The organism is Candidatus Baltobacteraceae bacterium, from assembly GCA_036489885.1.
GTDB lineage: Bacteria > Vulcanimicrobiota > Vulcanimicrobiia > Vulcanimicrobiales > Vulcanimicrobiaceae > JAFAMS01.
The window spans coordinates 981,124-1,005,284 of the sequence record DASXEW010000003.1; the positions used below are offsets into that span (position 1 = coordinate 981,124).

The following is a 24,161-nucleotide window of genomic DNA, read 5'->3' on the forward strand; positions in this document are numbered from 1 at the left end:
GCTAGGGGAAGTGAAGTTTTGGGATCGAGGGCAGCTGGTTCAAGAGCTGATTCTTGAGCTGATCCCAATTGGTCGGAACGCCCAGCTCGCTGCTGAATTGGTCGACGGCGGCTTGCGTGAGCTTATTGACCGCAAGTTGCACGACGCCGTTGACGATCTTCGCCGTCAGTGATTGTCCGGCATTGACGACCTGAACTTTTCCGCCTGCGAACGTCACCGCGACCGGCTGGCTTGCGGAATAGACGTTGACCGTCAGCGAATCGCCATCGACGCCGATGTCACCCTCGGTTCCACGCACGGCGATCGACGAAGTTGGGGTGACGAACGTGTAGTTGGCTTTGGCGCCGTTCGGATGCTCGACTTTGAAACGCGTCTTTCCTTGATAGACGACGAATTGCGCGCTTGCAACTTCGGCTTGCGTGAAGAACGCGAGCTGCACGCGCGTTTGCGAACCGAGTGTTACAACCGAGGAGTCGGGTAGCTGCAGCTTGCCGAGCGACGCATCGCCAGTGATGGCGGTGTCTTTGTCGGAGAGCGCGATCGATCCATTCGGCGCGACCTGCGTCGTCTTTCCGGAATCTTCGTATGAGACGCTGCCCTTCACGTTCGAGAGTATTTGGTCGCTCGCGGCTCGGACGCTCTGCGGAAAGAAGATCAGCGCGAGGACGAGCGCGGCAGTCGCAACCGCGCGTGTAGGGATGGGCTGCGCGCGACGCTCGACGTCACGCAAGATCACGATGAAACATGCAGCCGCAAAGACCAGACATCCGATACCCACGCCGACCTCCCCAAGACAAAGCTTTCCGATTCCAAAGAGCATGCCGTAGACGAGGCCGCACCCCGCGACCCAATCGCGCAAACCAATTCCGAGATTCTCGTCGCCGGGACGAACGCGCGCATAAAAACGCTCGAGCGTTTCCGCGCTTTCGGGTTGTGTCAGGAACGTCACCGAAAGCCACACGACGGTCGCGACCGCAACGGTTACCAGCAGGCTGAGCGCAACCTGATTGGGTCCGGCGAATACATCGAGCAGCTTGAGCGCCGTCGCCGTGAAACCGGATGAGATGAGCGCGGCGATCTCGCTCCAGGCGTTGATGCGCGGCCAGTACCAGCGCAGAATCATCACCGGACCGACGCCGGCCGTAAATGTGATCAAGTACGTCCACGCGCCGCTGACCGAATCCATGAAACCGGTGACGACGGCCGCCAGAATCATCGCCACGATCGTGAGCGCGCGCGAGATCCAGACATAGTGTTCTTCAGATGCGTCCGGGCGCAAGAAGCGACGGTAGAGGTCGTTCGTCATATACGAGGCACCGAGATTGAGGTGCGTTCCGATCGTCGACATGTACGCCGCAAGGAATCCGGCCATCATCAGGCCGCGTAATGCAATCGGAAGATGATCGATCATCGTCTGCACGTACAGCAGCTCCGGATCTACCACGCCGGCCGCGTTTTTCACGCCGGCCGGATAGAGAACGAGCGCACTCAGCGCGACGAGGATCCAAGGCCATGGACGCAGCGCGTAGTGCGCGACGTTGAAGAACAGCGTCGCAAGGATCGAGTTCTTCTCATCTTTGGATGCAAAAATGCGCTGCGCGACGTAACTGCCGCCGCCCGGCTCGGCCCCCGGATACGACGACGCCCACCATGAGACCGCGATAAAAACGAGAAACGATTCGAGCGGCATCCAGGCTGCGCCGTGCAGCGGCGGAAAGAATGCGAGCAGCCCGCCTTGCGCGATATGATGTGCGGCGTCGAGCGCGCCGATCTTTTCGCGCAGCGCAGCGACTCCACCGACTGCAGCAACGGCCGCAACCGCGAGAACGACCGTCATCGTCATCTTCACGACGAATTGCAAAACGTCGGTGACGAGGACGCTCCACATCCCACCGATCGAGACATACATCGCGGTGAGCACGAGGCAAATGCCGATCGCTTCCCACTTCGGAATCCCGAGCGTCAGTCCGAGAATCTTTGCGATCGCAAGATTCACCCAGCCCATGATGATCGTGTTGATGATCACGCCCTGGTAGAAGCCGCGCGTCGCGCGCAGCACCGCTGCGGGTTTTCCGCTATAGCGTAGCTCGGTAAATTCCACGTCGGTGAGAACGCCCGAACGCCGCCAGAGGGCGGCAAAAAAGAACGTGGTGAGAATTCCGCTCATCACCATGTTCCACCACACCCAATTTCCGGCAACGCCATTCTTTGCGACGAAGCCCGTCACCGCCAGCGGCGTGTCGGCCGCAAACGTCGTCGCGACCATCGACGTCCCGGCCAGCCACCACGGCACGTTGCGTCCGGAAAGAAAATATTCCGACATGCTCTTGCCGCCGCGGCGTGCGAAAAAAGCACCGATTCCGAGGTTGATCGCAAAAAACGCTGCGATTACGCCCCAATCAAGCGGACGAAGCTGCATTGTCCTGAGCGAATACGACGCCTCCGCGTGCCTGGGCCTTTGCGCGCAGGAGCGCTCGCTCGGCCGCCGCGAGCAACGACGGCCCTGTTTCCCCATCTAAAGGAAAGAGCGCGATACCGATTGAGACGCCGACCTGGTAGCTATCGCTTCCCGCGATGACCGGAGCGTACAAGGCGCGCCGCAGGCGGTCGGCCATGTCTCGCGCGTCCTCTTCATCTTCGAGCTCGGGTTGCAGCGCGACGAATTCGTCCCAACCGAAACGCGCAACCGTGTCGCTTTCGCGAAGCGCAGCCACGAAGCGCTCGGCGATCAACTTAAGCGCAGCCTCGGTGCCGGCGTTGCCGGCGCGCTGCGCGACCGCCTGAAATCCGTCGAGATCGCATATGTGAATCGCGAAGCGCCGGCCGGAGCGATTCGATAAAGCAATGACCTGAGTCAAACGGTCATCGAACAGCGCGCGGTTCGGCAATCCCGTAAGCACGTCAAAAGCGGCCGAGTTGAAGGAGACCGCGGGCTCGTCCATAGGAATCACTCTACGTCGTGCGCCACTTGCTCGCAACCGCCACGTTCCTTTTCAGTTTGTCGTGGGGCCAGGCGGCGGCCGCGTTTGACCCGCCTGTGCTCGTCCCGCAGCCGCAAAGGGTGTCGCCGCTCACATGTGAGTCGCAGCGCCTTATGCGACCGCTGCGAGTCGACTCAACATTCGATGCCGGCGCGCGCGAGCTCATCGACGAACGTTGGCGTGCCCTCGGCATCCCGGCGTTGCAAGTCGCAACACCCGCCGATGTCTCGGTACGTGTGCGGCCGAGCAGCCAGCGCGAGCGCTATCGCCTGACGATTTCGAGCGGCGGCGTTGCGATCGTCGCGTCGGATGCGGAAGGCGCATTCGATGCGGCGATGACGCTCGCGCAGCTCGCGCGACGCGTTCCGGCTGGGTTCACGCTGCCGTGCGTGCAGATCGACGATAGACCGGCGTTGCGCTGGCGGATCATTTCCGACGACGTCTCGCGCGGTCCGCTTCCCACGATGCGCTACTTCAAAGAGCGCATTCGCGGCCTCGCCGCGCTGAAGATCAACGGTTACTCGATCTACATGGAGCACGTATTCGCGGACGCAGCCCATCCGCTCGTTGCGCCGGCCGATCCGATCACTCCGGCGCAGCTGCGCGAGCTCCGCGATTATGCAGCGCGCTTTCACGTCGCATTGATCCCAGAGCAACAAACGCTGGCCCACATGCACAACACGCTGCGTTGGGAACAGTTCGGTGCGCTCTCGACGCCGCCGCACGGCTGGCTTCTGTCACCGGCAAATGAAGGAACGTACGCCTATCTCACGCCGCTCTTGCGTGCGATCGGTGCGGCCGCAGGCAATGTCCCGTTCTTCCATCTCGGCTCCGACGAACCGCTCGAGCTGCACGGACCCGACGCCGCGAAGGTGTTCGCTGCGCACGTCACAGGCGTCGAATCGATCGTACGCCGTTTTGGGGCGCGCCCGATGATTTGGGACGACGCAATTCAGGCGAATCCGTCGATCCTCGGGATGATTCCCAAGGATACGGTCATCGTCGACTTTCACTACGGGCGCGAAAAATCGTTTGGCGGCTACATCTCGCGCGTCGCCTCAGCCGGCTTCGATCAAATGGTCGGTCCCGGCGCGAACAATTGGAACGAGATCTTTCCACGTCTCGATCTCGCGTTCGACAACATCGCTCGCTTCGTCGCGGACGGCCGCAGAGCGCACGTTCTCGGAATGTTCATGACCGTCTGGCATGATGATGGCGAATCGCTGTATGAAGCCACATGGTATCCGCTTGCGTTTGCGGCGGCGAGTGCGTGGCAAACGCAGGACGTCGATCGCAGCCGGTTTCCGGCAGCATTCGCGGCCGAATTCTTCGGCAGCCGGGATCCACGCTACGCGCAGTCGCTGGAACGCTTGCGTTCGATCGACGTGTATCTCGGCGCCGACGACGATCCGAGCAACTATCTCTTTTGGGTGGATCCCTTCGATACGCAGGTCGGTGAGCGTGTTCGCAGCTCCGTCGATCTCACCAAGCTTCGGCTCGACGCCGAGACGATTCTGCGTGACCTCGGAGAGGCGACGCCGCCCCTGCACGCCAACGCCGCGCGCGTGATGACGCTCGCAGCGCGGCGCTACGACGCACTCGGGCGCCGGTTTGAGATCGGCGCCGAAGCCAAGCGCTATTATGACGATGCGCGCAGCCACATCGGCGAGACGCCGGACAGTCCCGTCTATCGAGGACTCAATCTCGCAAAGTATCTGTGCTGGGAGCTGCGTGACGATCTGCTCGCGATCGAACCGCTGTATCGCACAGAATGGACTTATGAAAGCCGGCCCGGGGCGCTCGGCGCGGTGCTGACACGCTTCCATCTCGGTGAAGAAGAAGCGACGCTCGATGCCGACCGCTTGAACGAAGCACAGCGCGAAGACTACGAGCGGCACAAGACGCTTCCGGAATTCGAGAAGGCCTTACGCCGCAGGCAATAGTGGTCGCTCTCATCTCGGCATTGGCGTTCCCCGGTCTGCTCGCGCCGTCGCCGGCGCGCGGCGTGATCGGCGTCCAGCCGCTTGACGCTTTGGCGCGGCCTGCGGCAACGGTATTGATACGGCAAGTGCAAGCCTCTCAAACGCTACGCGCAATCCGGATCGATACCGATCCGTCTGCAAGCGATTGCACGAACAAGCCTTACGTCGCGGCAGCGCGGCTTGCGTCGACGGTCATTCATGGCGACGTCGGCTGGACGGTCGACATGGGACTCGTGCTCGTCGATTGCGCCGGTTGGAATGTCGATGAATTTCACGAGAACGAAGTGCTCGCGCATTCACCAACGGATGTTGATGCGGAGAAGCTCGGGATGAGCCTGTCGTTGCGCTTCACGACTTGGCGACACATGGAACCCGCGTTTTCAAGCGCGCTGCTGGCGAGCGGACTCGCGTACGATCCGGCGACGAAGAAGCCGACCTACTTCTACAGGCTGTTCAAGACCGACGACGGCAACATGCGAGCCTTTGTGCGTCCGGGCGGTCCCGCGTACGTTGCCGGCCTGCGCACGAACGACGTCGTTCAGAAGCTCGACGGAAAGTACTGGTGGGAGTACGGGACCTATCAGACCGAGCAGCGCGCCTACGACGGGAAGCCCCACAGCTTCGAGGTGACCCGGGGAAAGCAGAGCGTCCGCATTCAGCTCGGCGAGCCCTATAAGCCGGGGTAGCGCAAAGGGTATTGACAGCCCCATACTAATGAGTTATTGTACTAGTGTACTAGCACAATAACACGTTAGGAGAAAATCATGCTGGTCCGCCGCCCCGACCGCCCCCAATCAGGACTGAACCGCCCCTCGATGATCCCCTCGCCCCGTAATCCGGCATTCGAAGGCTGGGGTCCGAAGCTCTAACCCTTGGCTACAATCTTCACCGTCGACCCGCGCTCCGGAGTTCCGATCTACCTCCAGTTGATCGAACAAGTGAAGCGCGGCGTCGCTTTGGGGACCCTCGCCTCAGGCGAGCAGCTCCCCACCGTCAAGGCGCTCGCGCTCGAGCTCACGGTTAACCCGAACACCGTGGCCCGGGCTTACCGGGACCTTGAACGCGATGGCGTCATCGAGACGAGCCCCGGCCGCGGATCGTTCGTCCGCAACAACGGTCCGGCATCGTCCGAGATACGCACCGATGTCGCCGAACCCGCGGTCGACAACGCCATCCGAACTGCAAAAGGCCTTGGTCTCGATAGCAACGAGGTCCGCCGTCTCTTCGAACGCGCTCTTTCACGTTGGTACCCCGGAGAGGAACGATGAACCCAGCACCGCCCGTCATCGCATTCGATAATCTCACGAAGCGATATCGCAATTTTGAAGCGGTCCACGATCTGACGCTGCACATTGAAGCCGGCTCGATCTGTGGTTTGCTCGGCCCCAACGGCGCCGGCAAAACGACCGCAATGAAAACTCTGCTCGGTTTCTTGCGGCCGACGTCCGGAAGAGTCACCATCAACGGCGCGCCCGTGAATCCGCAGACGTTCGAGTCTCTCTCGTACGTGCCGGAGACCGACGCACTGTTCGGCGAGCTGACCGTCGCGCAACACGTCGAGCTCAACCGCCGCTCCCAACCCTGTCACGATCAGCAGCGTGCAAATGAGCTGCTCGGCGTATTCGGCCTCGATCGCCGCAAGCGTGTCCGAAAGCTTTCCAAAGGACAGAAGACTGCGCTCGCACTCGTTCTCGCACTTGCAAGTAGGCCACGCGTGCTCGTTCTCGACGAGCCATCGAGCGGGCTCGATCCCGTTTTTCAGCGCGTCGTCCTCGATCTGATGATCGACGCAGCAAGCGACGGTGGGACCGTGCTCTTCTCGTCGCATCAAGTCGGTCAAGTCGAGCGCGCCGCCGATCACGTGGCGATCATGCGCGGCGGACGCCTGCTCGTGTACAACGACGTCGACTCGCTCAAGGGACAAGAGAAGATCATCGAGGCGACCTTCCCCGGCGCGATTCCGGATCTCAACGGCGCAATTGCCGGCGAAGCCGTGCGACGGGTCGAGCGGGCCGGCAACATGGTGCGCATCAGCGTCAAACGCGATGATGGTGAGATTCCCCAGCGGCTCGCCCCGTACAACCCGACGAGCATCCGCATCGTCGACCGGAATCTGGAAGACATCTTCCTGGACGTGGTTTCGGAGAAGAGCTGATGTACTATGCCGAAGTTTTGTACGCGCGCAGCCGGTTGTTTTGGTTCACGCTGATCGCGCTGCTGGTCGCCGCAGTTTTCACCTATTTCGTGACGTTTCCACCACCGCACGCGCATATCAGGAACAACGGCCAAGACGTTCCGATAGATATCGTATTAACCTTCGCGGGCTTTTTCGCGACGATAATGGCCAGCATGGTTGCGGCCACGATGAACCGCGACGGCACGCACCTGCCGTACATGTGGACGAAGCCGGTTACACGCGCGCGGATAGCTCTCAGTTACATCGCAATTGACGTCCTTGCGATTCTTGCAGCCTATGCGGTCGTGGTCGTCGTGTGCGTCCTCGTACTCAGCATTCCGCCGCGCAATCCCATACTGTTTGACGCTCTGACGATTCCAATGCTGGCGCGAACGCTGGCGGTCCCGTTCATGCTCTATGGCGTTATCGAAATAGCGACATCCTGGTCGCCGACGCGTCTTGGCGCCGCGGGTGGCCTCGTGTGGCCGATCGGATTCGCTGTCCTCTTCCTCGGCGAGCTCAATCTCCCGTTTCCTTTGACGCCGATATTCTACGTGCTCAACGTCTTCAACCCGATGGCCTATTTCCCGGAGACTCACTTCCACGGTCATTTGGACATCTCCGGATCGACTGCTCTGCCCTTCGACTTCACGGGTCAAACGATCGTCGCGTTCTGCATCTTCGTCGTTAGCTGCGCTATCGCAACCTACAACTGGAAACGGATGCAAGCCTGATGTACTACATCGAGATTCTTACGGCGCGAAACCGTCTGGCATGGTTTTCAGCCGTAGTCGTTCTCATCGGCGTGATCGCGGTAACGACCGTGCGCCTCGTGCCGCAACCGGACTTCGACCAACCGGGCGTCGCCGTTCCGTTCAATATCATATTGCTGGGCTCGTCGTGGTTTGGGTGTGTGTTCGCCACCCTCGTGGCCGGTACGCTCAGTCGCGACTACAGCCACATTTCGTATTTGTGGACGCGTCCAGCCGCGCGCGAGCGCATCGCGCTCGGATATATCGGCGTCGACGTTGTCGCAATCTTGATCGCGTTTATTCTTTTGATCGGCGTATCGGTCGCGACGCTTTCGGCGATCCCGCGTCTGCACGTCGTCACGGATGCCTCGACATGGGAAGTTCTCGCGCGTTCGGTCGCCGTACCACTGATGTGGTACGGACTGGTCGAGGTTGCGACGTCGTGGAACGGTTCCCGCGCTCGCGCGATGGTCGGCGTATCGTGGGCAGTCTTCTGGGTGCTCGCAATTCTCGAAGCCTTGAGCTTCCCCGGACCTCTGGGCAAACTCTTCGTCGTGCTCAACGTCTTCAATCCGATGGCATATCTTCCGCAATCGCATGCACCGAACGTTGATTTTCAGGTCGGTGTGCTCGGCATCTCACCGGTCCCGCTGCCATACAACGAACAAACCATGCTCGCTTATGCCATCTTCGCGGTTAGCTGCATCGTCGCAATTTATGCTTGGAAACGGATGGAAGCCTAATGCGTTACCTTGGTAGCAACTTTGGTCTAACAATCGCGGGCTTGCGCCTGCGTGTCCGAATCGATCTCGACGACGTCGAGATGGAACCCCAGGACGTTCGTCGCGACGAAGGAACACCGGAGCATGTCGACGTCAAGCGCAAAGTCGTCCCTCATCACTTACGTTCGCGGCGAACGTGAACGGTATGTCGAGGAGCTAAAAAAGCTCGTCGCGATCCCGTCGATCTCCGCCGATCCCGCTTATCGCGATGACGTCCGCCGCTGCGCACAAACGCTCGTCGAGCGGATGCGCGAAGCCGGAATGCAGCGCGGCGACGTTTTGGAAACGAAGGGCAATCCCGTTGCGTACGGCGAGTGGCTCGGAGCACCGGGAAAACCGACGGTCCTCATCTACGGCCACTACGATGTGCAGCCGGTCGATCCGCTCGAACTTTGGAAGAGCCCGCCGTTCGAAGCCGAGATACGCGATGGCAACATGTACGGACGCGGCACCGTCGACGACAAGGGCCAGGTGATGATGCACGTCGCTGCGATCGAAGCGCATCTGCGCGAACACGGACGCTTGCCGGTCAACGTCAAGGTCGTCATCGAGGGAGAAGAAGAGATCGGTTCGCCCAACTTCGAGGCGTTTCTCGCTGACCACCGCGATTTGCTGGCGTGCGATCTTGCAATCATTTCCGACACCGCGGTGTTTGCGGAAGACGTTCCGTCGCTGACTATTTCGCTGCGTGGACTCGTCCGTTGGGAGATTCTGGTGCAGGGTCCCAATGGCGACATGCACTCAGGACTTTTTGGCGGTATCATCAAGAATCCGATCGAGGCGCTCGTGCAGATGTTGGCACTGCTCAAAGATGAACGCGGCCGCGTCGTCGTCCCCGGATTTTACGACGGCGTTCCCGAGCTTTCCGCAGACGCCAAACGCGATGTCGAATCACTTCCGTACGACGAAGCCGCGGAAGCACGAACCTTCGGCGTTCCGGCGCTGAGCGGCGGCGAGGCCGATCGGAAACCACTCGAACGCGCGTGGTACCGGCCGACGCTTGAGATCAACGGCATTTGGGGCGGCTATCAAGGCAAAGGTACGAAAACGATCATCCCCTCGTGTGCGCGCGCGAAGATTACGGCCCGGCTCGTCGGGAGCCAAGATCCGGAGCACGTGCGCCGCGTCGTGCGCGACTATTTGAATTCGATCGTGCCTAGCGGCGTGCGTGTCGAGATCGAAGATGACGGCGACACGAGCGCGGTCGTCACCTCACGCGACCATCCGGCCGTTGCGGCGGCCGCGCGCGCAATGGAGAAGGGTTTCGGAAAGAAACCGGTTTTCATCGGGTCGGGCGGCACGATCGGTCCGGTGTCATCCTTCGATCGCGTTCTGCACATGCCGCAAGTGTTGATCGGCGTCGGTCTTCCCGACGACGCGACTCACGCACCGAACGAGAAGTTCACGCTCAGTCAGTTTTTTGGTGGGATCGAAACGCTCGTCTATCTTTACGACGAGCTTTCGGAATCCATGAACTCGCGCCGTACGGCCTGAAGCGTCGGCATCACCTCGAGGAATTTGTCGATCAAAACGGGATCGAAGTGATTGCCCTTGCCGCGCTTGAGCGTCTCGATCGTATCCGGGAGAGACCATGCCGGCTTGTACGGACGCACGGATAGCAGCGCATCGAACACGTCGCCGATCGCGCAGATGCGACCTGAGATGGGGATTGCGTTGCCCGCGAGGCCGCTGGGATAGCCACTGCCATCGTACTTTTCGTGGTGCGAGAGTGCGATCTCCGCACCGAGATGAATTAGCTTTGAGTCCGTATCCTTGAGAATCTCGTAACCCAAGCGCGCGTGGGTCTTCATAATCTCCCACTCGTCGGGCGTGAGTTTACCCTCTTTGAGCAGAATGCGATCCGGGATCGCGACCTTGCCGACGTCGTGCATCGGCGCGGCCATCAAGATCAGCTCTTGGTAGTCCAACGGCATTCCGAGCGCGTGAGCGAGAACTCGCGCGTAGTGCCCCATTCGAACGATATGGTTCTTGGTTTCCTTGTCGCGATGTTCGGTCGCGCGAGTAAGCATGAAAATCGTCTCTTGCTCGCGCTTTACGATATCGGCGGTTGCGCGTTTGACTTCGCTCGAGAGCCACTCCATGCGATCGGCAAGCTGTAGCCCCTGCTCGCGCATCTTGAGAAGGTTGCGCGAGCGCGTGAGAAAGGCGACTGGATCTGCGGGCTTTTCCAAGAAATCGTCAACGCCGAGCTCGAGGGCCTTGTGCCGAATCTCTTTTTCCTTGGACGACGTGATCATGACGATCGGCACGCCCTTGCTCGTCGGCTGCGAGCGAAATTGCTCGATAAGCTGCAAACCGTCCAACTCGGGCATCCGGAAGTCGGTGATGACGAGATCCGGCTTATTGTCGAGAAGCCAGGTCATTGCGAGCTTCGATGACGTAAATCCCACGATCTTCGAGTCTTCGACTTTCGCAAGAATGCGCTCGTAGACTTCGACGTTGATGCGTGCGTCATCGACGACAAGTATGGTTTGCATGCCGCCTCCCTTAGGCTACGAGACTTAGGCTAGGACAAGGCGAGAAGCCTTCGAGGCAACGAAGTGAGCCCGCCGATGGAACAATGCGACGTCCTCGTCGTGGGCGGCGGTAATGCGGGCTGCGCCGCGGCGCTGGCAGCGGCGCGTAGCGGCAGCCGCGTACTCTTGGCCGAGCGGTACGGTTTTCTGGGCGGCACGGCGACCGCCTCGATGGTCGGGCCGTGGATGACATTCCATTCCGGACCCGATCGGATTGTCGGCGGCATCGCGCAAGAGATCGTCGAGCGTCTGGTCGCGCTCGGTGCGTCGCCCGGGCACATTCCCGATTCGAGCGACTACGTCGATTCGATCACGCCGTTCGATCCCGAAGTGCACAAGGCGTTGCTCTTTGAGATGATGCGCGAAGCCGGCGTCCGGTTGTTGCTGCACGTTTACTTTCTCGAAGCCGTGCGCGACGAACACGGCCGTGTTCGGGGCGCGCGATTTGCAACAGTCGGAGGGGTACGCGAGATTTTAGCCGGTCGTACGATCGATGCGACGGCGGATGCATTCGTTGCTGCTTCGGCCGGCGTACGAATGCAGGAAACTGCGCTGCGCGGTAACGTTCAACCCGCGACAATGATGTTTCGCTTGAGTCACGTTGACATGGAGGAGCTCTCCATGTACGTGCGCCGTCATCCCGAAGAGATGCGCACGTCGCTCAAAACGCACGAACGCACGCCGGAACGCATGACGGCGATCGCGGGACTCTATCGAATTTGGCAAGACGCCATAGAAAGCGGCGAGGTAACCGTCAAGCGCGAGCTGGTCTCGCTGTTTGCAACTCCGTATCCGGATGAATTGACGGTCAACATGTCACGCGTCGTCGACATCGATCCGCTCGATCCGGACGATCTAACGCGGGCCGAGATCGAATCGCGCGCGCAAGTTATGGAGCTGTTGCGTTTCTTTCGCGCGCGCGTGCCGGGTTTCAAGAATGCTCGGCTGGCCGCAACCGCAACGCAGATCGGGATCCGCGAGTCGCGTCGCATCGTCGGTGAGTACACGCTGACTGCAAACGATGTTCTCGAAGCACGGCAATTTCCGGATGCGATTGCGCGCAGTGCGTACCCGATCGACATCCACAATCCCAAAGGCTCGGGGACGACCACGGTCCGGTTGCCCAAAGGCAAGGCGTACGAGATTCCTTACCGGTGTCTCGTCCCGCTCGACGTCGACGATTTGATCGTTGCTGGACGTTGCATCTCGACCTCACATGAAGCGCACGCGACGACGCGTTTGACACCGACAGTCATGACGCTCGGACAAGGCGCTGGGACGGCGGCGGCAATTTCCGTGAAAAGCCACGTGCCGTTCCGGCACGTCGACACGAAGATGTTGCGCGACCAGCTTATCGCCTCAGGCGTTGACTTGCGGCGTTCGTGAAGCTCTTTGCCGGAGTCGACGGCGGGCAAAGCTCGACGGTCGCGCTCGTCGCCGACGAAAACAAACAGATCCTCGGCCGCGGTGTGGCCGGACCGTGCGATCACATCGGTCAAGCGGCGGATTCACCGCGTTTCGCACGCGCCTTGGAAGGAGCCGTCGCTGCGGCGTTGCGGGACGCAAAGGTCGAACCCGATTCGAGATTCGAAGCAGTTGTCGCCGGCATCAGCGGATACGAAGGAACGATTCACGGCCTCAAGCCGAAGCTGAATGCACGCCGCGTCACCTACGTGCACGATGGCCGCATCGCACATGCGGGCGCGTTCGATTTGGGCGACGGCATCGTCGTCATCGCCGGAACCGGTTCGGTCGCGTTCGCGCGCGATTCGAAGGGCGAAGATGTCATGGTTGGCGGGTGGGGATTTCTGTTCGGCGACGAGGGGAGCGGATTTGCAATCGCACGCGACGCTCTCGCAAGCGCGATGCGTTCTCAGGACGCCGGACGCAGCAGCGAGCTCGGAGATGACGCGCGCCGGCACTTTGAGCTGCCGAGCTTGCGCGCGATCGCGCGGGCATTTTACTTGGGCAGCATCGATCGCAAGTCGCTCGCATCGTTTGCCGGCCTCGTGCTCGGATCGGCAAAAGAGGGCGAACCCGACGCTGGCGACGTCGCGGTGAGGGCCGCGCGCGCATTGGCCGAACTGGCCGTCACCTGCGCGGGACGCCTGGGCGTCGCCGGCGGGATCGACGTGGCGCTTTGCGGCGGCACGTTCAACTCCGATTGGTTCCGCGCACTCACCACCGAGCAGATCGTACTCGCACTGCCGGCGGCCCGGATCGTCGGAGCGTATACCGATCCGGCCGGCGGCGCATTGCTCCTTGCATATAAGGAAGGAGCCGGCGTCTGAAACTCGATTTTTTGCGCGGGCTGATCGTTTCGATCCAGCCGCCGAGCGGCTCTGCGCTCGATGACCCGGCGATCGTTGCAGCGATGGCAGCGAGCGCGGCTGGGAACGGCGCAGTCGCCGTGCGCATCGAGGGCGTACAGCGCATCAAAGCGGTGCGTGCCCGCCTTCCTCAGACTCCGATCGTTGGTTTGATCAAGCACGCCTTCGACGGTTTTGCTCCATATATTACGGCGACGTTGTCTGATGTGGAAAAAGTCTTGAGCTCGGGCGCAAACATCGTCGCCGTCGACGCGACAAGCCGTCCGCGCAGCGACGGTAGCACCGTCGCCGATGCGATTGCGGCAATTCATGCGCGCAACGGGATCGTGTTCGCCGATTGTGCGCGCATTGATGACGCGCGCGCTTCGCTCGCCGGCGCCGCGGACGTACTCGCCACGACGCTGTGCGGCTATACGGACGATACCCGCGGAGCGGCGCTCCCGGCGCTTGACCTCGTTGCGGCTATCTCGACCCTCGGCGCGTTCACGGTCTGCGAAGGAGGTGTCGCCTCCCCCGCGCAAGCCGCCAGTGCGTTTGCTCATGGAGCGAGCGCTGTCGTGGTTGGCACGGCACTTACCAACCTCGATGTTCTCGTCCGCCGCTATGCTGACACGGCTCCTCGCTCCCATGATACCTAAGTCCACGAGGATGCGTCAGGAAATCGGCACAATAACGGAGGGAAATGGCGCAGCAAGCTCGTCCTAAGCAGGGCCTCGGCCCCGGATTCTGGCCGGTCACTATCCTGCTCACCGTTATCACGGTTGTCTGCGACTACTACGTCGTCGTTACACCGATAACGAACTTCCTGCGCGAGGCTGCGACGCCCGCGGATCAAACCGACGAGCTCTTCAAGTTTCTGACGTTCTTCGGCGTCATCGTCTTCGTTTATACGATCGGGTATCTCGTCTATTTCGCGATCGTCTGGCGCAAGAAGAAGAGCGATCCCGAAGATACGCTCGGCATTCAAATCCACGGTAGTTTTCAGCTCGAGCTGTGGTGGACGATTCTCCCAACGCTGCTCGTCATCGCGATCGGCTGGATCAGCGTCAAAGACTGGACCGGCATCTTTTATGCGCAAGGCGGTCAGCTCGCGGTCGAAGCGATCGGCTATCAGTTCGGATGGGAGTTCCGTTATCAGGGACTTCCCAATCCGGTTCCCGATGAGCTGCATTTGCCGGTCGGCGTTCCGACCACGATCCACATCAGCTCGCGTGACGTCATTCACGGATTCTGGACGCCGGAAGTACGGCTCAAGCAGGACGCCGTCCCCGGACTCGTCACGACGATTCATATCACGCCGACCGAAGTTGGAACCTACCGCATCATCTGCAGCGAATATTGCGGCGCGCGGCACGGCTACATGGTCGGCAAGCTCATCATCGAGCCCAAAGCGACGTTCACGGCATTTCTCGACAAAGAGAAATATCTGCAAGCGCATGCGCCCAAAGGCCCCGGCGGATTACCGCCCGGCGTGAATCTTGCAAACGGCAACGCGTCAGCCGGTCAGACGCTCTTTGCGCAAAAGTGCAGCGCCTGCCACTCGCTCGGCGCCTTCTCGCAAAAACTTGTCGGTCCGGGTCTCGGAAAAGTATTTGCCGATCCGGATCATCCCAAACTCGTCGACGGTGCTGCGGCTACGCCTGAAGATGCCGCCGGCATCATCAATAGCGGCTTCACCGGTGACATGGGCACAATGCCCAACGCCAAGACCAACGGGCTCTCGAATGACGACATTGCGAACCTTGTCGTCTATCTCGAGGGCGTCTCAAAGGGACAATAAGCATGGCAGTTGCGGCCCCACAACATAGCGCGCTTGCGGAGCACGTTCATCACGCTCCGAAGAATTTCATCAACCGATACATCTTCACGCTCGATCACAAGATCATCGGGCTGCAATACATGATCGTCGGTTCGCTGTTCTTCATCATCTCGGGACTGTTAGCCGAGCTGATCCGCGTGCAGTTGATGAATTCCGACGGACGCTTCTTGTCGCCGGAACACTTCAACGAACTGTACTCGGTGCACGGCTCGTCGATGGTGTGGCTCGTGATTATTCCACTGGCCACCGGCGGCTTCGGTAATTTCGTGATGCCGCTGATGATCGGAGCGCGCGACGTTGCGTTTCCGTGGCTCAACGCGGCAAGCTTCTGGTTGTTCCCGCCTGCGGGCTTGATCTTGTTCAGCTCCTTCTTGGTCGGCGCGCCAGATGCGGGTTGGACGGAATATCCGCCGGTTTCGCTGCAGGGACCACCCGGCACGTCGATGTGGTGTATAGCGATTTTCTTGATCGGAATATCGTCGACCCTGACCGGCATCAATTTCTTGGTGACGATGCTGAAGATGCGCGCGCCGGGAATGACGTTCACGCGCATGCCGCTTTTCGTGTGGGCGCAGCTTGCAACCGCCGTTTTGAACATGGTTGCGACGACCGCGCTTGCAGCCGCGCTGCTGGCGCTCTTCCTCGAGCGCACCTTCGGAATTCCGTTCTACGATCCGTCACACGGCGGAAGCCCGGTCATGTGGCAGCACATGTTCTGGTTCTATTCGCATCCGGCCGTGTACATCATGATCTTGCCGGCCTTCGGCGTCATCTCCGAAGTGTTGCCGACGTTTGCGCGCAAGCCGATCTTCGGCTACAAGATGATCGCGTTCAGCTCGATTGCGATCGCGCTGCTCGGATTCATGGTGTGGGCGCATCACATGTTCACGAGCGGAATGACGCCGTGGCTGGTGTTGCCGTTCATGATCCTGACCTTCATCATCGCAGTGCCGACCGGCGTCAAGATATTTTCTTGGGTCGCGACCCTGTGGGGCGGCAACATCCGGTATTCGTCCGCGATGCTCTTCGCAATCGGATTCATCGCGACGTTCACGTTCGGCGGCATCACGGGCATCTTCTTAGCTGCGGTTCCCGCCGACTACCAAGAGCACGGAACGTACTTCGTCGTCGCGCACATTCACTACGTGCTCTTCGGCGGATCGGTTCTCGGTTTGCTCGCGGGCGCGTACTATTGGTTCCCTAAGATGTCGGGACGCATGCTGAACGAGTCTTGGGGTCACATCCACTTCTGGGTCACGTTCATCGCGTTCAACGTGACGTTCTTGCCGATGCACTGGATCGGACTCTTGGGAATGCCACGTCGCGTACCGGTCTACGATCCACAGTTCACCGATTGGAACCGCGTCGCGTCGATCGGTTCTTTCTTCCTGGTAATCGGCATGGCGATATTCTTCATCAACGTCATCTGGAGCATCAAGCACGGCAAGAAGGCCGGGCCGAATCCGTGGGGCGCACGCACGCTCGAGTGGATGACGAGCTCGCCGCCGCCGTATTACAACTTCGTCAAGGTGCCGGGCGTGCTGCACGCGCCGTACGAGTTCGATCAGCCGCTGCCCTATGTCGGTTTGGAGCCGCCTGAGACCGTCGTCTCCGGTTACAAAGCGCCGATGCCGGCGGGACATTAGGTTCATGGCGGCAGCATCGATCGGTCACGAAGGCCATCACGACGATCACGCGCTAGCGCTGTACCGCGAAGTCGCAGATATACGGCTGCTCGGGTTCGTCCTGTTCCTGATCAGCGACTGCGTCTTGTTCTCGTCGTTCATCTTCGCGTACATCTATATGCGTGACGCGGCGCCGGTCTGGCCGCCGACGGGCGTCGGTCTGCCGGATGCGAATCTCGCCGCCGTCAACTCGATCGTCCTGTTCGGTTCCGGCGCAACGATGCACTTCGCGATGGAGAACTGGAAGCACGGGACGGAAGTGAAGTTCCGCCGATGGATGGTCGCAACGATCATCCTGGGCGCGCTTTTCTTGTGCGGTCAGGGTTGGGAATACACGCACATAAATGCGACATGGAACGGCTCGACGTTCGGTGCGGCGTTCTTCACGTTGACGGGGATGCACGGCTTCCACGTCTTCTGTGGGATTATTTTTCTGACGGTGCTTTTGAATCAGACGCTTGGCGGCGTCTACAACAAGAAGCAGTATTTCGGCTTGGTCGCGGGGACGCTGTACTGGCACTTCGTCGACGTCATTTGGGTGTTCTTGTTCTTCCTGTTCTATGTATGGTGAAAGAAATGAGAATGTCGTTACGAGCCCCCGCGGGGAATAAACACACTATCGTTATGATCCTGGGCTCGGCGGTTTGGGGGCCCCATGCGAAGCAGGGGGGGCGCGAAGCCTGGGGCGGAGCGCCTTCAAAATGACAGAGCAGACGTTCGCGCATATCCTGCGTACGATCGCGATCATTGGCGCGATCGTGGTCGGCATCGTTGCCGTTTATCAAGTCCGCAACGATTGGAAAACGCCGGGCCTCGACATTCAAGTCTCCAAGCTGTTGCTGGGGCTCATGGCATTCGGCTGCGTCATCGTCATCCTGTCGTCAACCGGAGTCATCGGTTGGCAAACGAAGGGTTACTGAGATGCACGATCACGGTAAGTCCGTACAACTCCCCGTCTCGTCCGGTTTTCCCGTCTTCGTACGTGTCTGCGGATGGGTGGGACTCATTGTTATCTTCATCATGGGCGGTATGGTCGTTGCGAATAGCGGCGGCAATCACGTTTGGCCCGCAAATGACAGCGTTCGAGTTCCGCTCGACTCAGCGAAATAGCTTAGTCTTCGAGCTTTCGAATCCGCGGCGAGCTAAGGCCGATGCTGAGCGTCGTCATACCGGAAGGTAAGACGCCCGTCGATCTTCCGTCGATCTTGTGGATGCCGCCGTATTCGCTGAACTCGACGTGCACCGGATGCACGGACGCTTCGAGCACCGTCTTGCCGTGTGAAGGCCATTCGAACGCGACGTCCTCTTCCGCAGTCAGCACGGCAACGTAACCGGCCGAGTCCTCTTCAGAGCGGGCATCGGGTGGACGGGAGCGCAGATAACCATCGACGATGAAGATCGGTTGTGACGTGGAGAGCAGCGCACGCAGCGGTCCGATCATCAGACCGAAACCATATGCAACGAAACCGAGAAAGCCGAACGAAAAAATCGCCGCGATGCAAATCGACCAAACCATATCATCTGGCGAGCGCAGCCCGCGAATCAGCATGCCAACCATAAGCACGAGAAAAACCAACGATCCCAGGGCCGGCTCGATCGCGATTGCGGCGCGGCCCCAGAAACCCTGGACGACGATATTTCGTTCATCCGGTGTCCATGGACGACGGATTAGGAGCGCTCTGCGCTCGGCTGCAGTCATGTACCGGTTAATACGCAAGGCGGCTCTATTCGCCGTGTTCTGCGTGATGCTTCTCGCGCTTGCACCGGCGCAAGCGGCCGAAAACGCGCATCCTCAAGTGCTTCCGACGCTCTCGCCGTTCCGCACCGCCCTGCACCTCAAGCTCGGCGACCAGCTCCCGTCGACGCCGTTTATCGATCAAACCGGTAAACCGTTCAGGTTTGCGGATTGGCGCGGTAAGTACGTCGTGCTCGCGTTCATTTACACGCGCTGCAGGGATGCCCGCGAGTGTCCGCTCACATCCGCGAAATTCGGGCAGCTGCAAACGCGACTCGGCGACGAGAGCCGTCTGGCGGAGGTCACGATCGACCCGGAATACGATCGTCCTGATGTTTTCGCTGCGTACGCCAAGACATTTCACTTCAACCGCGTCGAGCTTCTGACCGGCGATCCGAACGCCGTGATGGATTTTTCCGCAGCGCTTGGCGTCAATGCGTTCCAAGATCCGACCTACGGCTTCATTCACAACGAAAATACGGTCATCGCCGATCCCCAGGGCAGGATCATCGAGATGATCGCGGAGAGCTCATGGTCGCCCGACGAGATCGTATCGGTGATCGCGCACGCCCAAAATCGTCCGAGTAATCCGATCGCGCGTCTTGACCTCGCGCTCAGCGAAGCGGCCGTTGCGGTTTGCGGCAATTCGGTCGCCGGTTTTTCGGGACTCCTCGACTTGGGCGTCGTGCTTATAATCGTGGGGGCGGGCGGTTGGATCGTGTTCCGCGTTGCGCGTACGATTGCGCGCGGCAGCACCTAAGCGCTCAGGCGCCTGACGACGAAGAACGTGTACGTGCTCACGAGGATGAGTCCGACCAGCGTGGCCGAGATTCCCCAAACCATTGCCTGGGGTGACGCGCTCGCAGCGTAGATCGTGAGGCCGCCCGGGCCTGCGAAGTCAGGCAAGAGATATGGGTAGATCGTCGCGGCCGCCGCGACGAGCAGACCCGCGATGAATACGGTCGAACAAACGAACGGAGTCTTTTGCGATTCGCTCGAGAGCCGAATCCGCAAGAGAATGAATGCTGCCAGCGAGATTAGCGCAATTATCGCGAGCCATGGGCGCGAAAAGACAACGGGCCGGATTGCGAGCGTGAGGATCGTGATGACGATGTAAAGTGCGAGAACGATCCACCAGAGGCGCGCGATCGTATCGCGGCTGCGTACACCAATCTCCCCGCCCGCGACCATCCACAGGAACGTCGCGCCGTGTTGCGCAAGCGCGGCGACCGCGAACAAACCGACGGCGATTGCGTAGGGATTGAGCAAGAAGGCGAAGGTTCCCATGAAAAATCCGCTCGCGTGCAGTGGGAGGCCGCGAACGAGATTTCCGATCGTAAGACCGAAAAGCAAAATCAGCAGCGCACTCGCTGCGCTGAACGCGGTGTCCCAGAACGCATGCCACAGCTCACTTGGGAAATGCTCGCGGACTTCCATCGCGATTCCACGGAACATCAAGAGCCACAGCACGATCATGAACGGCAAATAGAATCCGGAGAATGCGGATGCGTACGCCAGGGGAAAGAGCGCGAACGAAACAGCGCCCGCTGCGATCAGCCAGACTTCGTTGCCGTTCCAGTATGGGCCGATCGCATGCATGGCGGCGGCGCGATCCTCTTCATTTCGGGAAACGAACGGCGCCAGCGCGCCGACACCAAGATCGTAGCCATCGAGCAGCACGTACACCGCGATCATGAAGGCGAGGATGGCGAAGGCAAGATCACTCATGCGCGGGACCGAGCCCGATCTCGCGCAACACCAAGTATAAGTAGGTCACGCCCAGCACGAAATACATCCCGAGAAAACCGATCAGCGTGAAGAGCACTTCGCCCGAGCCGACGTTCGCGGAAACGCCTTCACTCGTGCGCATGACGCCGTAAATGATCCAGGGTTGACGTCCTACTTCGCTGGTTATCCAGCCCGATTCGATTGCGATATACGGAAAGGGCATCAGCAGCATGAGGATCCAGAGTATCGCGCGCGTCGTATAGAGCCGCTTGAGCAAGAGAAGCAAGACGGCAAGTCCGCTTGCGGCTAAGAAAATCGTACCGAGCCCGACCATGACGTGATATGCGTAGTACGTCAGCTCGACGGGTGGCCACAAAACTGTCGCGTAGTTCGTAAGGCCGTCGACGTTTGCATCGAAGTTGCCGTACGCCAAGAAGCTAAGGAAGCGCGGGACGAAGATCGGGTCGATCAGCGTCTTGTGTGCGACGTCCGGCATGCCGATGATCGCGAGCGGCGCGCCGCGCGTCGTTTCGAACAGCCCTTCCATCGCGGCGAGCTTGACCGGTTGATAGACCGTCACGTCGTGCCCGTTGCGGTCGCCGGTCGGAAAAATCACGAGACACGAGGCGACGAAGGCGACGATCGCTCCCGCGCGCACGAAGCGCCGCCCAATCGGTTCGTCCCGTCGCGCCAGCACGTAATACGAACCGATGCCGGCCAGAATGAAGCCGCCCGCGACAGCCGCGCTGACGATGACGTGCGTGAACTGCCAAAACGCAAACGGCGATAGAAGAACGGCTGCGATATCATCGAGTACGATCGTGCCCTCAGGTGTGGCGTGGTATCCGACCGGGTGTTGCATCCAGGCATTGGCTGCAACGATGAAATAGCCCGAGATCCACGAGCCGATCCAGACGCAGAATGCGGAAGCGACGTACCAACGCGACGAGACGCGCTGCTTACCGTAGAGCAGAATCCCGAGGAAGACCGACTCCAGGAAGAACGCGTACATGCCTTCCATTGCGAGCGGCTGCCCGACGACGGAACCGCTCTTCGCAGAAAACGTCGCCCAGTTCGTTCCGAATTGAAATTCCATCGGAATGCCGGTGACGACGCCGGCTGCAAAATTGAAGGTGAAAATCTTCGTGAGAAAGCGGGCGATCGAATCGGCTTGCGCATCGCCTCGGCTCGCGCGATAGACGTACCACGCGATGAACGGCCCGAGCCCGAGCGTTCCGATCGGGAAAAGATAATGGAACATCACCGTAAAGGCGAACTGCAGCCGGTCGACGATTACGACGTCCACTGCGTTGCCTTAGACGCGGAAAGTGGTGGTCCCGCGGAGCTGGGGTGGTGTTTAGCTGCTAGCGGGCGCGGGTGCGGGTGGCTGTCCCGGAGCTGGAGGACCTTGCATCCCTGGACCGTTGTGGTAGCGCATCATTCCTGGCGGCCCTGGCGGAAACGGCATTCCACCATGTTCTCCGCCATGACCAGTCGCGACCATCAGGACGATTTCGCCGGCGCTAGGCTTGTGACGGTGGCGGTTCCCCCAGGCGGGCCGTTTCCCGCCTTGTGCACCTTGCGCGCTTTGGTGTTGCTTCATCATCGCTGACATCGCGTCGTGCATTTGCGTCATCGCCGACGTGTGCGCTGCAAGCACCGCACTCTTTTCACTTGGGCTGAGCGCAGCATCGAGGCGTGCGGCTGCAGCTTTATGATCGGGGTTCGCTGCAATTGCCATGTTGCCGACAAGGCTTGCGAGCAGCTCGCGGTGCGCCGGCGACAGCGTTGCGAGCACTTGCGCTCGCTCTGCACGGTGGATCTTCTCCATTTGCTCGAAGCCCTGTCGCCTTCCGGCGATATCAGGGCCCTGAGGTGGCATCGGCGGCGGTGCGTTTTGCGCCAGGACGGCCGATGGTAAAAGGAGCCCGCACAAAGCGACAAGCCCGAAAAATTGCTTCATGCGCGCAGAATAGCAACCAATGCTTAAAGGCTGCTCGGAAGCCCCTTGGCTATTGTGAGACGAGCGTTAGCGTCGAGGGGTCGAGTTGGTAGTTCCCCGGAGCAACCATTGAATTCGGGAACGCGCAGATCACGCTGTTGTCGGGGCCCCAAATGACGACGAGATCGGGTGGTCCGCACGGCGTTTGCTGCAAGCCGTAATCGGCAAGCAGCTGGGCACCCGCGCTGTCGGGCTCGACTTGATACGATTGATAGACGTCGTTGTTCGCATCGACGAGCGTCCCAAACAAAATCGCCGTCGTATCCGCGAACGCCCACGGGCCCCAGAATCCACCGCCCCAATAAATCGGAGCCGGTGTCCATGCGACGCCACGATTCCAATACCACGCTCCGCCGTTAGCATGCGGATTGCGAACGGACGCCCCATGAAAGCCGCGCGCAACCGGTTGCGGTACGCGAACCGGACGCGCCACCGGCTGCGGCCGCATCTGTGGTTGCGGTCGAGCTTGGGGCTGCGGTTGTCGAACTTGCGGCTGCGGCTGTCGTACCGGGCGCTGTGGTGCGATGTCGCGATTGAAGTTGAACCCGCCGGTATTCGCGGGCGGAGCAACGCGCGCTTGTGGTTGCGGTTGCGGGCGGCTGACGGGCGCAGGGCGTGAAACCGGCTGCGGTGCGCGTGCGCCTCCGCCACCGCGGTCACGCTGCGCGTATGCGATGCTCGGAAGTGCGGCAAGCAGAAGTACGGCGACTATGCGTTTCACTTGACCGCGTCCAAATGTCCGGTTGCGCTGAAATACGTTCCGCGCGACGTATGTAAGAAGACAATGACGGAGTGCGGCGCGACGACCTCACTCGAATGCAAGAGATGGTGCGGTTGCGCGGTCAAATTGACGTAGAAGACGCCGTGCGTAATCGCGATTTGATGCGTGCGGTCGGGCTTGTGCAGAAATACTTGGAAGGGCAGACATCGTTGCAATTCGTGCGGAAACGAACACGCCGCACTCACGATCTGCAAACGGTCTTTTCGATCCGGGCTGCGCAGCCATAGGGTCGTCCCGGACAGCGTCGCGTGAACGTCGCGGTAGACTTGCGTCGAACCGTCGTTCTGCTGTACGCGCACGACCGCCGTGGCACGAGCAGCGCTCGTTGCGAATAGCGTCATCGCGAATAATGCGCACAGGAGAGCAGCAGCTCGTTTCATGCAGCCGTCTTCGGCGGGACCGGATTCGCATCCCGTAGTACTGAAGGCCATGTTCGGTAACATTCTCGTCGCGATCGACGAGTCGTCGCAGGCCGCGGCCGCGCTTGACACGGCGATCGATCTCGCGAAAGCATTGAAATCCGCGGTCACCCTAGTGCACGCACTAGATCCGACCACGATTGCGACCAGCGCCGATGACGCCGGCGCGACCAGCGTGATCGAGATCGAGCTCGACGAGCTCCAGGCAGCTGCGAAGGAGCTCGTCGAGGCGACGAGCGCTCGCGTCCGCTCGGCCGGCCTCGCGGTCGAGGCCATCGTTCGCGACGGCCCGCCCGCTCGCGTCATTCTCGATACCGCAGTGCGCAGCAACTGCGACCTGATCGTCATGGGCACACACGGCCGTCACGGCGTCGCGCGCTTCTTCGTCGGCAGCTGTGCGGAGGCGGTGCTGCGTGAATCGCCAATTCCGGTGCTCGTGAAACGGAGTTGAG

Annotated in this window: 26 protein-coding genes; 17 read left to right on the plus strand and 9 right to left on the minus strand. The window is 60.5% G+C overall.

All coding sequences use genetic code 11. The features are described 5' to 3' along the window. Nucleotide 1 precedes the first annotated feature (1 nt). Nucleotides 2–2,419, minus strand: a complete 2,418-nt coding sequence (locus VGG22_10615; GenBank protein HEY1728816.1) for a FecR domain-containing protein — start codon at nt 2,417–2,419, stop codon at nt 2–4. Continuing rightward, on the minus strand, nt 2,400–2,942 hold the full coding sequence (locus tag VGG22_10620) for a GGDEF domain-containing protein (protein ID HEY1728817.1): 543 nt from the start codon (nt 2,940–2,942) through the stop codon (nt 2,400–2,402). The genes VGG22_10615 and VGG22_10620 overlap by 20 nt, the downstream gene beginning before the upstream one ends. 95 nt (nt 2,943–3,037) lie before the next feature. On the opposite strand from VGG22_10620, the gene VGG22_10625 reads away from it, so the two are divergent. The 7 genes from VGG22_10625 (at nt 3,038) to VGG22_10655 (ending at nt 10,167) form a co-directional block, all read left to right on the plus strand. Continuing rightward, nucleotides 3,038–4,924 carry a glycoside hydrolase family 20 zincin-like fold domain-containing protein gene (locus VGG22_10625; GenBank protein HEY1728818.1) on the plus strand — a complete coding sequence of 629 codons (1,887 nt, stop codon included), beginning with the start codon at nt 3,038–3,040 and terminating at the stop codon, nt 4,922–4,924. Next, nucleotides 4,924–5,649, plus strand: coding sequence for a hypothetical protein (locus VGG22_10630; protein HEY1728819.1), 726 nt, complete (start codon nt 4,924–4,926; stop codon nt 5,647–5,649). The genes VGG22_10625 and VGG22_10630 overlap by 1 nt, the downstream gene beginning before the upstream one ends. Before the next feature lie 186 nt (nt 5,650–5,835). Then, nucleotides 5,836–6,231, plus strand: a complete 396-nt coding sequence (locus VGG22_10635; protein HEY1728820.1) for a GntR family transcriptional regulator — start codon at nt 5,836–5,838, stop codon at nt 6,229–6,231. Next, nucleotides 6,228–7,118, plus strand: coding sequence for an ABC transporter ATP-binding protein (locus tag VGG22_10640; GenBank protein HEY1728821.1), 891 nt, complete (start codon nt 6,228–6,230; stop codon nt 7,116–7,118). The genes VGG22_10635 and VGG22_10640 overlap by 4 nt, the downstream gene beginning before the upstream one ends. Further along, nucleotides 7,118–7,873 (plus strand): hypothetical protein, encoded by a 756-nt coding sequence (locus tag VGG22_10645; GenBank protein HEY1728822.1) that lies wholly within the window; start codon nt 7,118–7,120, stop codon nt 7,871–7,873. Before VGG22_10640 ends, VGG22_10645 begins: the two co-directional genes overlap by 1 nt. Next, on the plus strand, nt 7,873–8,634 hold the full coding sequence (locus tag VGG22_10650) for a hypothetical protein (GenBank protein HEY1728823.1): 762 nt from the start codon (nt 7,873–7,875) through the stop codon (nt 8,632–8,634). The genes VGG22_10645 and VGG22_10650 overlap by 1 nt, the downstream gene beginning before the upstream one ends. A 123-nt stretch (nt 8,635–8,757) precedes the next feature. Beyond that, nucleotides 8,758–10,167, plus strand: coding sequence for a dipeptidase (locus tag VGG22_10655; GenBank protein ID HEY1728824.1), 1,410 nt, complete (start codon nt 8,758–8,760; stop codon nt 10,165–10,167). On the opposite strand, the gene VGG22_10660 is transcribed toward VGG22_10655, so the two are convergent. Further along, the gene (locus tag VGG22_10660; protein HEY1728825.1) at nt 10,122–11,171 is read right to left on the minus strand and encodes an HD domain-containing phosphohydrolase; all 1,050 of its coding nucleotides are present in this window, start codon (nt 11,169–11,171) and stop codon (nt 10,122–10,124) included. The genes VGG22_10655 and VGG22_10660 overlap by 46 nt on opposite strands. A gap of 75 nt (nt 11,172–11,246) precedes the next feature. Here VGG22_10660 and VGG22_10665 point away from each other — a divergent pair, with 75 nt between their 5' ends. The 8 genes from VGG22_10665 (at nt 11,247) to VGG22_10700 (ending at nt 18,154) form a co-directional block, all read left to right on the plus strand. After that, the gene (locus VGG22_10665) at nt 11,247–12,596 is read left to right on the plus strand and encodes an FAD-dependent oxidoreductase (GenBank protein HEY1728826.1); all 1,350 of its coding nucleotides are present in this window, start codon (nt 11,247–11,249) and stop codon (nt 12,594–12,596) included. Next, nucleotides 12,593–13,501: a BadF/BadG/BcrA/BcrD ATPase family protein gene (locus VGG22_10670; protein HEY1728827.1), complete on the plus strand. Its 909-nt coding sequence runs from the start codon at nt 12,593–12,595 to the stop codon at nt 13,499–13,501. Before VGG22_10665 ends, VGG22_10670 begins: the two co-directional genes overlap by 4 nt. A gap of 11 nt (nt 13,502–13,512) precedes the next feature. Continuing rightward, on the plus strand, nt 13,513–14,178 hold the full coding sequence (locus VGG22_10675) for a putative N-acetylmannosamine-6-phosphate 2-epimerase (GenBank protein ID HEY1728828.1): 666 nt from the start codon (nt 13,513–13,515) through the stop codon (nt 14,176–14,178). A 44-nt stretch (nt 14,179–14,222) separates the two neighbouring features. Next, the gene (gene coxB, locus VGG22_10680; GenBank protein HEY1728829.1) at nt 14,223–15,320 is read left to right on the plus strand and encodes a cytochrome c oxidase subunit II; all 1,098 of its coding nucleotides are present in this window, start codon (nt 14,223–14,225) and stop codon (nt 15,318–15,320) included. 2 nt (nt 15,321–15,322) lie between these two features. Further along, nucleotides 15,323–17,005, plus strand: coding sequence for a cytochrome c oxidase subunit I (gene ctaD / locus VGG22_10685; protein ID HEY1728830.1), 1,683 nt, complete (start codon nt 15,323–15,325; stop codon nt 17,003–17,005). Between the two features lie 4 nt (nt 17,006–17,009). Further along, a complete protein-coding gene (locus VGG22_10690) occupies nt 17,010–17,615 on the plus strand; it encodes a cytochrome c oxidase subunit 3 (GenBank protein ID HEY1728831.1) in 606 nt (201 codons plus the stop codon). Nucleotides 17,616–17,745: 130 nt separating this feature from the next. Continuing rightward, the gene (locus VGG22_10695; GenBank protein ID HEY1728832.1) at nt 17,746–17,964 is read left to right on the plus strand and encodes a hypothetical protein; all 219 of its coding nucleotides are present in this window, start codon (nt 17,746–17,748) and stop codon (nt 17,962–17,964) included. A gap of 1 nt (nt 17,965) precedes the next feature. Continuing rightward, complete coding sequence (locus VGG22_10700) at nt 17,966–18,154, plus strand: hypothetical protein (protein ID HEY1728833.1); 189 nt, start codon at nt 17,966–17,968, stop codon at nt 18,152–18,154. Nucleotide 18,155: 1 nt separating this feature from the next. On the opposite strand, the gene VGG22_10705 is transcribed toward VGG22_10700, so the two are convergent. Then, nucleotides 18,156–18,761 carry a hypothetical protein gene (locus tag VGG22_10705; GenBank protein HEY1728834.1) on the minus strand — a complete coding sequence of 202 codons (606 nt, stop codon included), beginning with the start codon at nt 18,759–18,761 and terminating at the stop codon, nt 18,156–18,158. A 28-nt stretch (nt 18,762–18,789) separates the two neighbouring features. Here VGG22_10705 and VGG22_10710 point away from each other — a divergent pair, with 28 nt between their 5' ends. Then, nucleotides 18,790–19,539, plus strand: a complete 750-nt coding sequence (locus tag VGG22_10710; GenBank protein HEY1728835.1) for an SCO family protein — start codon at nt 18,790–18,792, stop codon at nt 19,537–19,539. Here VGG22_10710 and cydB read toward each other — a convergent pair. The 5 genes from cydB to VGG22_10735 form a co-directional block, all read right to left on the minus strand. Then, nucleotides 19,536–20,507, minus strand: a complete 972-nt coding sequence (gene cydB / locus VGG22_10715) for a cytochrome d ubiquinol oxidase subunit II (GenBank protein HEY1728836.1) — start codon at nt 20,505–20,507, stop codon at nt 19,536–19,538. The two genes, VGG22_10710 and cydB, sit on opposite strands and share 4 nt — an antisense overlap. Beyond that, nucleotides 20,500–21,813, minus strand: a complete 1,314-nt coding sequence (locus VGG22_10720) for a cytochrome ubiquinol oxidase subunit I (protein ID HEY1728837.1) — start codon at nt 21,811–21,813, stop codon at nt 20,500–20,502. The genes cydB and VGG22_10720 overlap by 8 nt, the downstream gene beginning before the upstream one ends. A gap of 51 nt (nt 21,814–21,864) precedes the next feature. Further along, on the minus strand, nt 21,865–22,305 hold the full coding sequence (locus VGG22_10725; protein ID HEY1728838.1) for a hypothetical protein: 441 nt from the start codon (nt 22,303–22,305) through the stop codon (nt 21,865–21,867). 214 nt (nt 22,306–22,519) lie between these two features. Beyond that, nucleotides 22,520–23,230, minus strand: coding sequence for a hypothetical protein (locus tag VGG22_10730; GenBank protein ID HEY1728839.1), 711 nt, complete (start codon nt 23,228–23,230; stop codon nt 22,520–22,522). After that, complete coding sequence (locus VGG22_10735) at nt 23,227–23,670, minus strand: hypothetical protein (GenBank protein HEY1728840.1); 444 nt, start codon at nt 23,668–23,670, stop codon at nt 23,227–23,229. Before VGG22_10735 ends, VGG22_10730 begins: the two co-directional genes overlap by 4 nt. On the opposite strand from VGG22_10735, the gene VGG22_10740 reads away from it, so the two are divergent. Beyond that, complete coding sequence (locus VGG22_10740) at nt 23,669–24,160, plus strand: universal stress protein (protein HEY1728841.1); 492 nt, start codon at nt 23,669–23,671, stop codon at nt 24,158–24,160. The two genes, VGG22_10735 and VGG22_10740, sit on opposite strands and share 2 nt — an antisense overlap. The last annotated feature ends 1 nt before the right edge of the window (nt 24,161 follow it).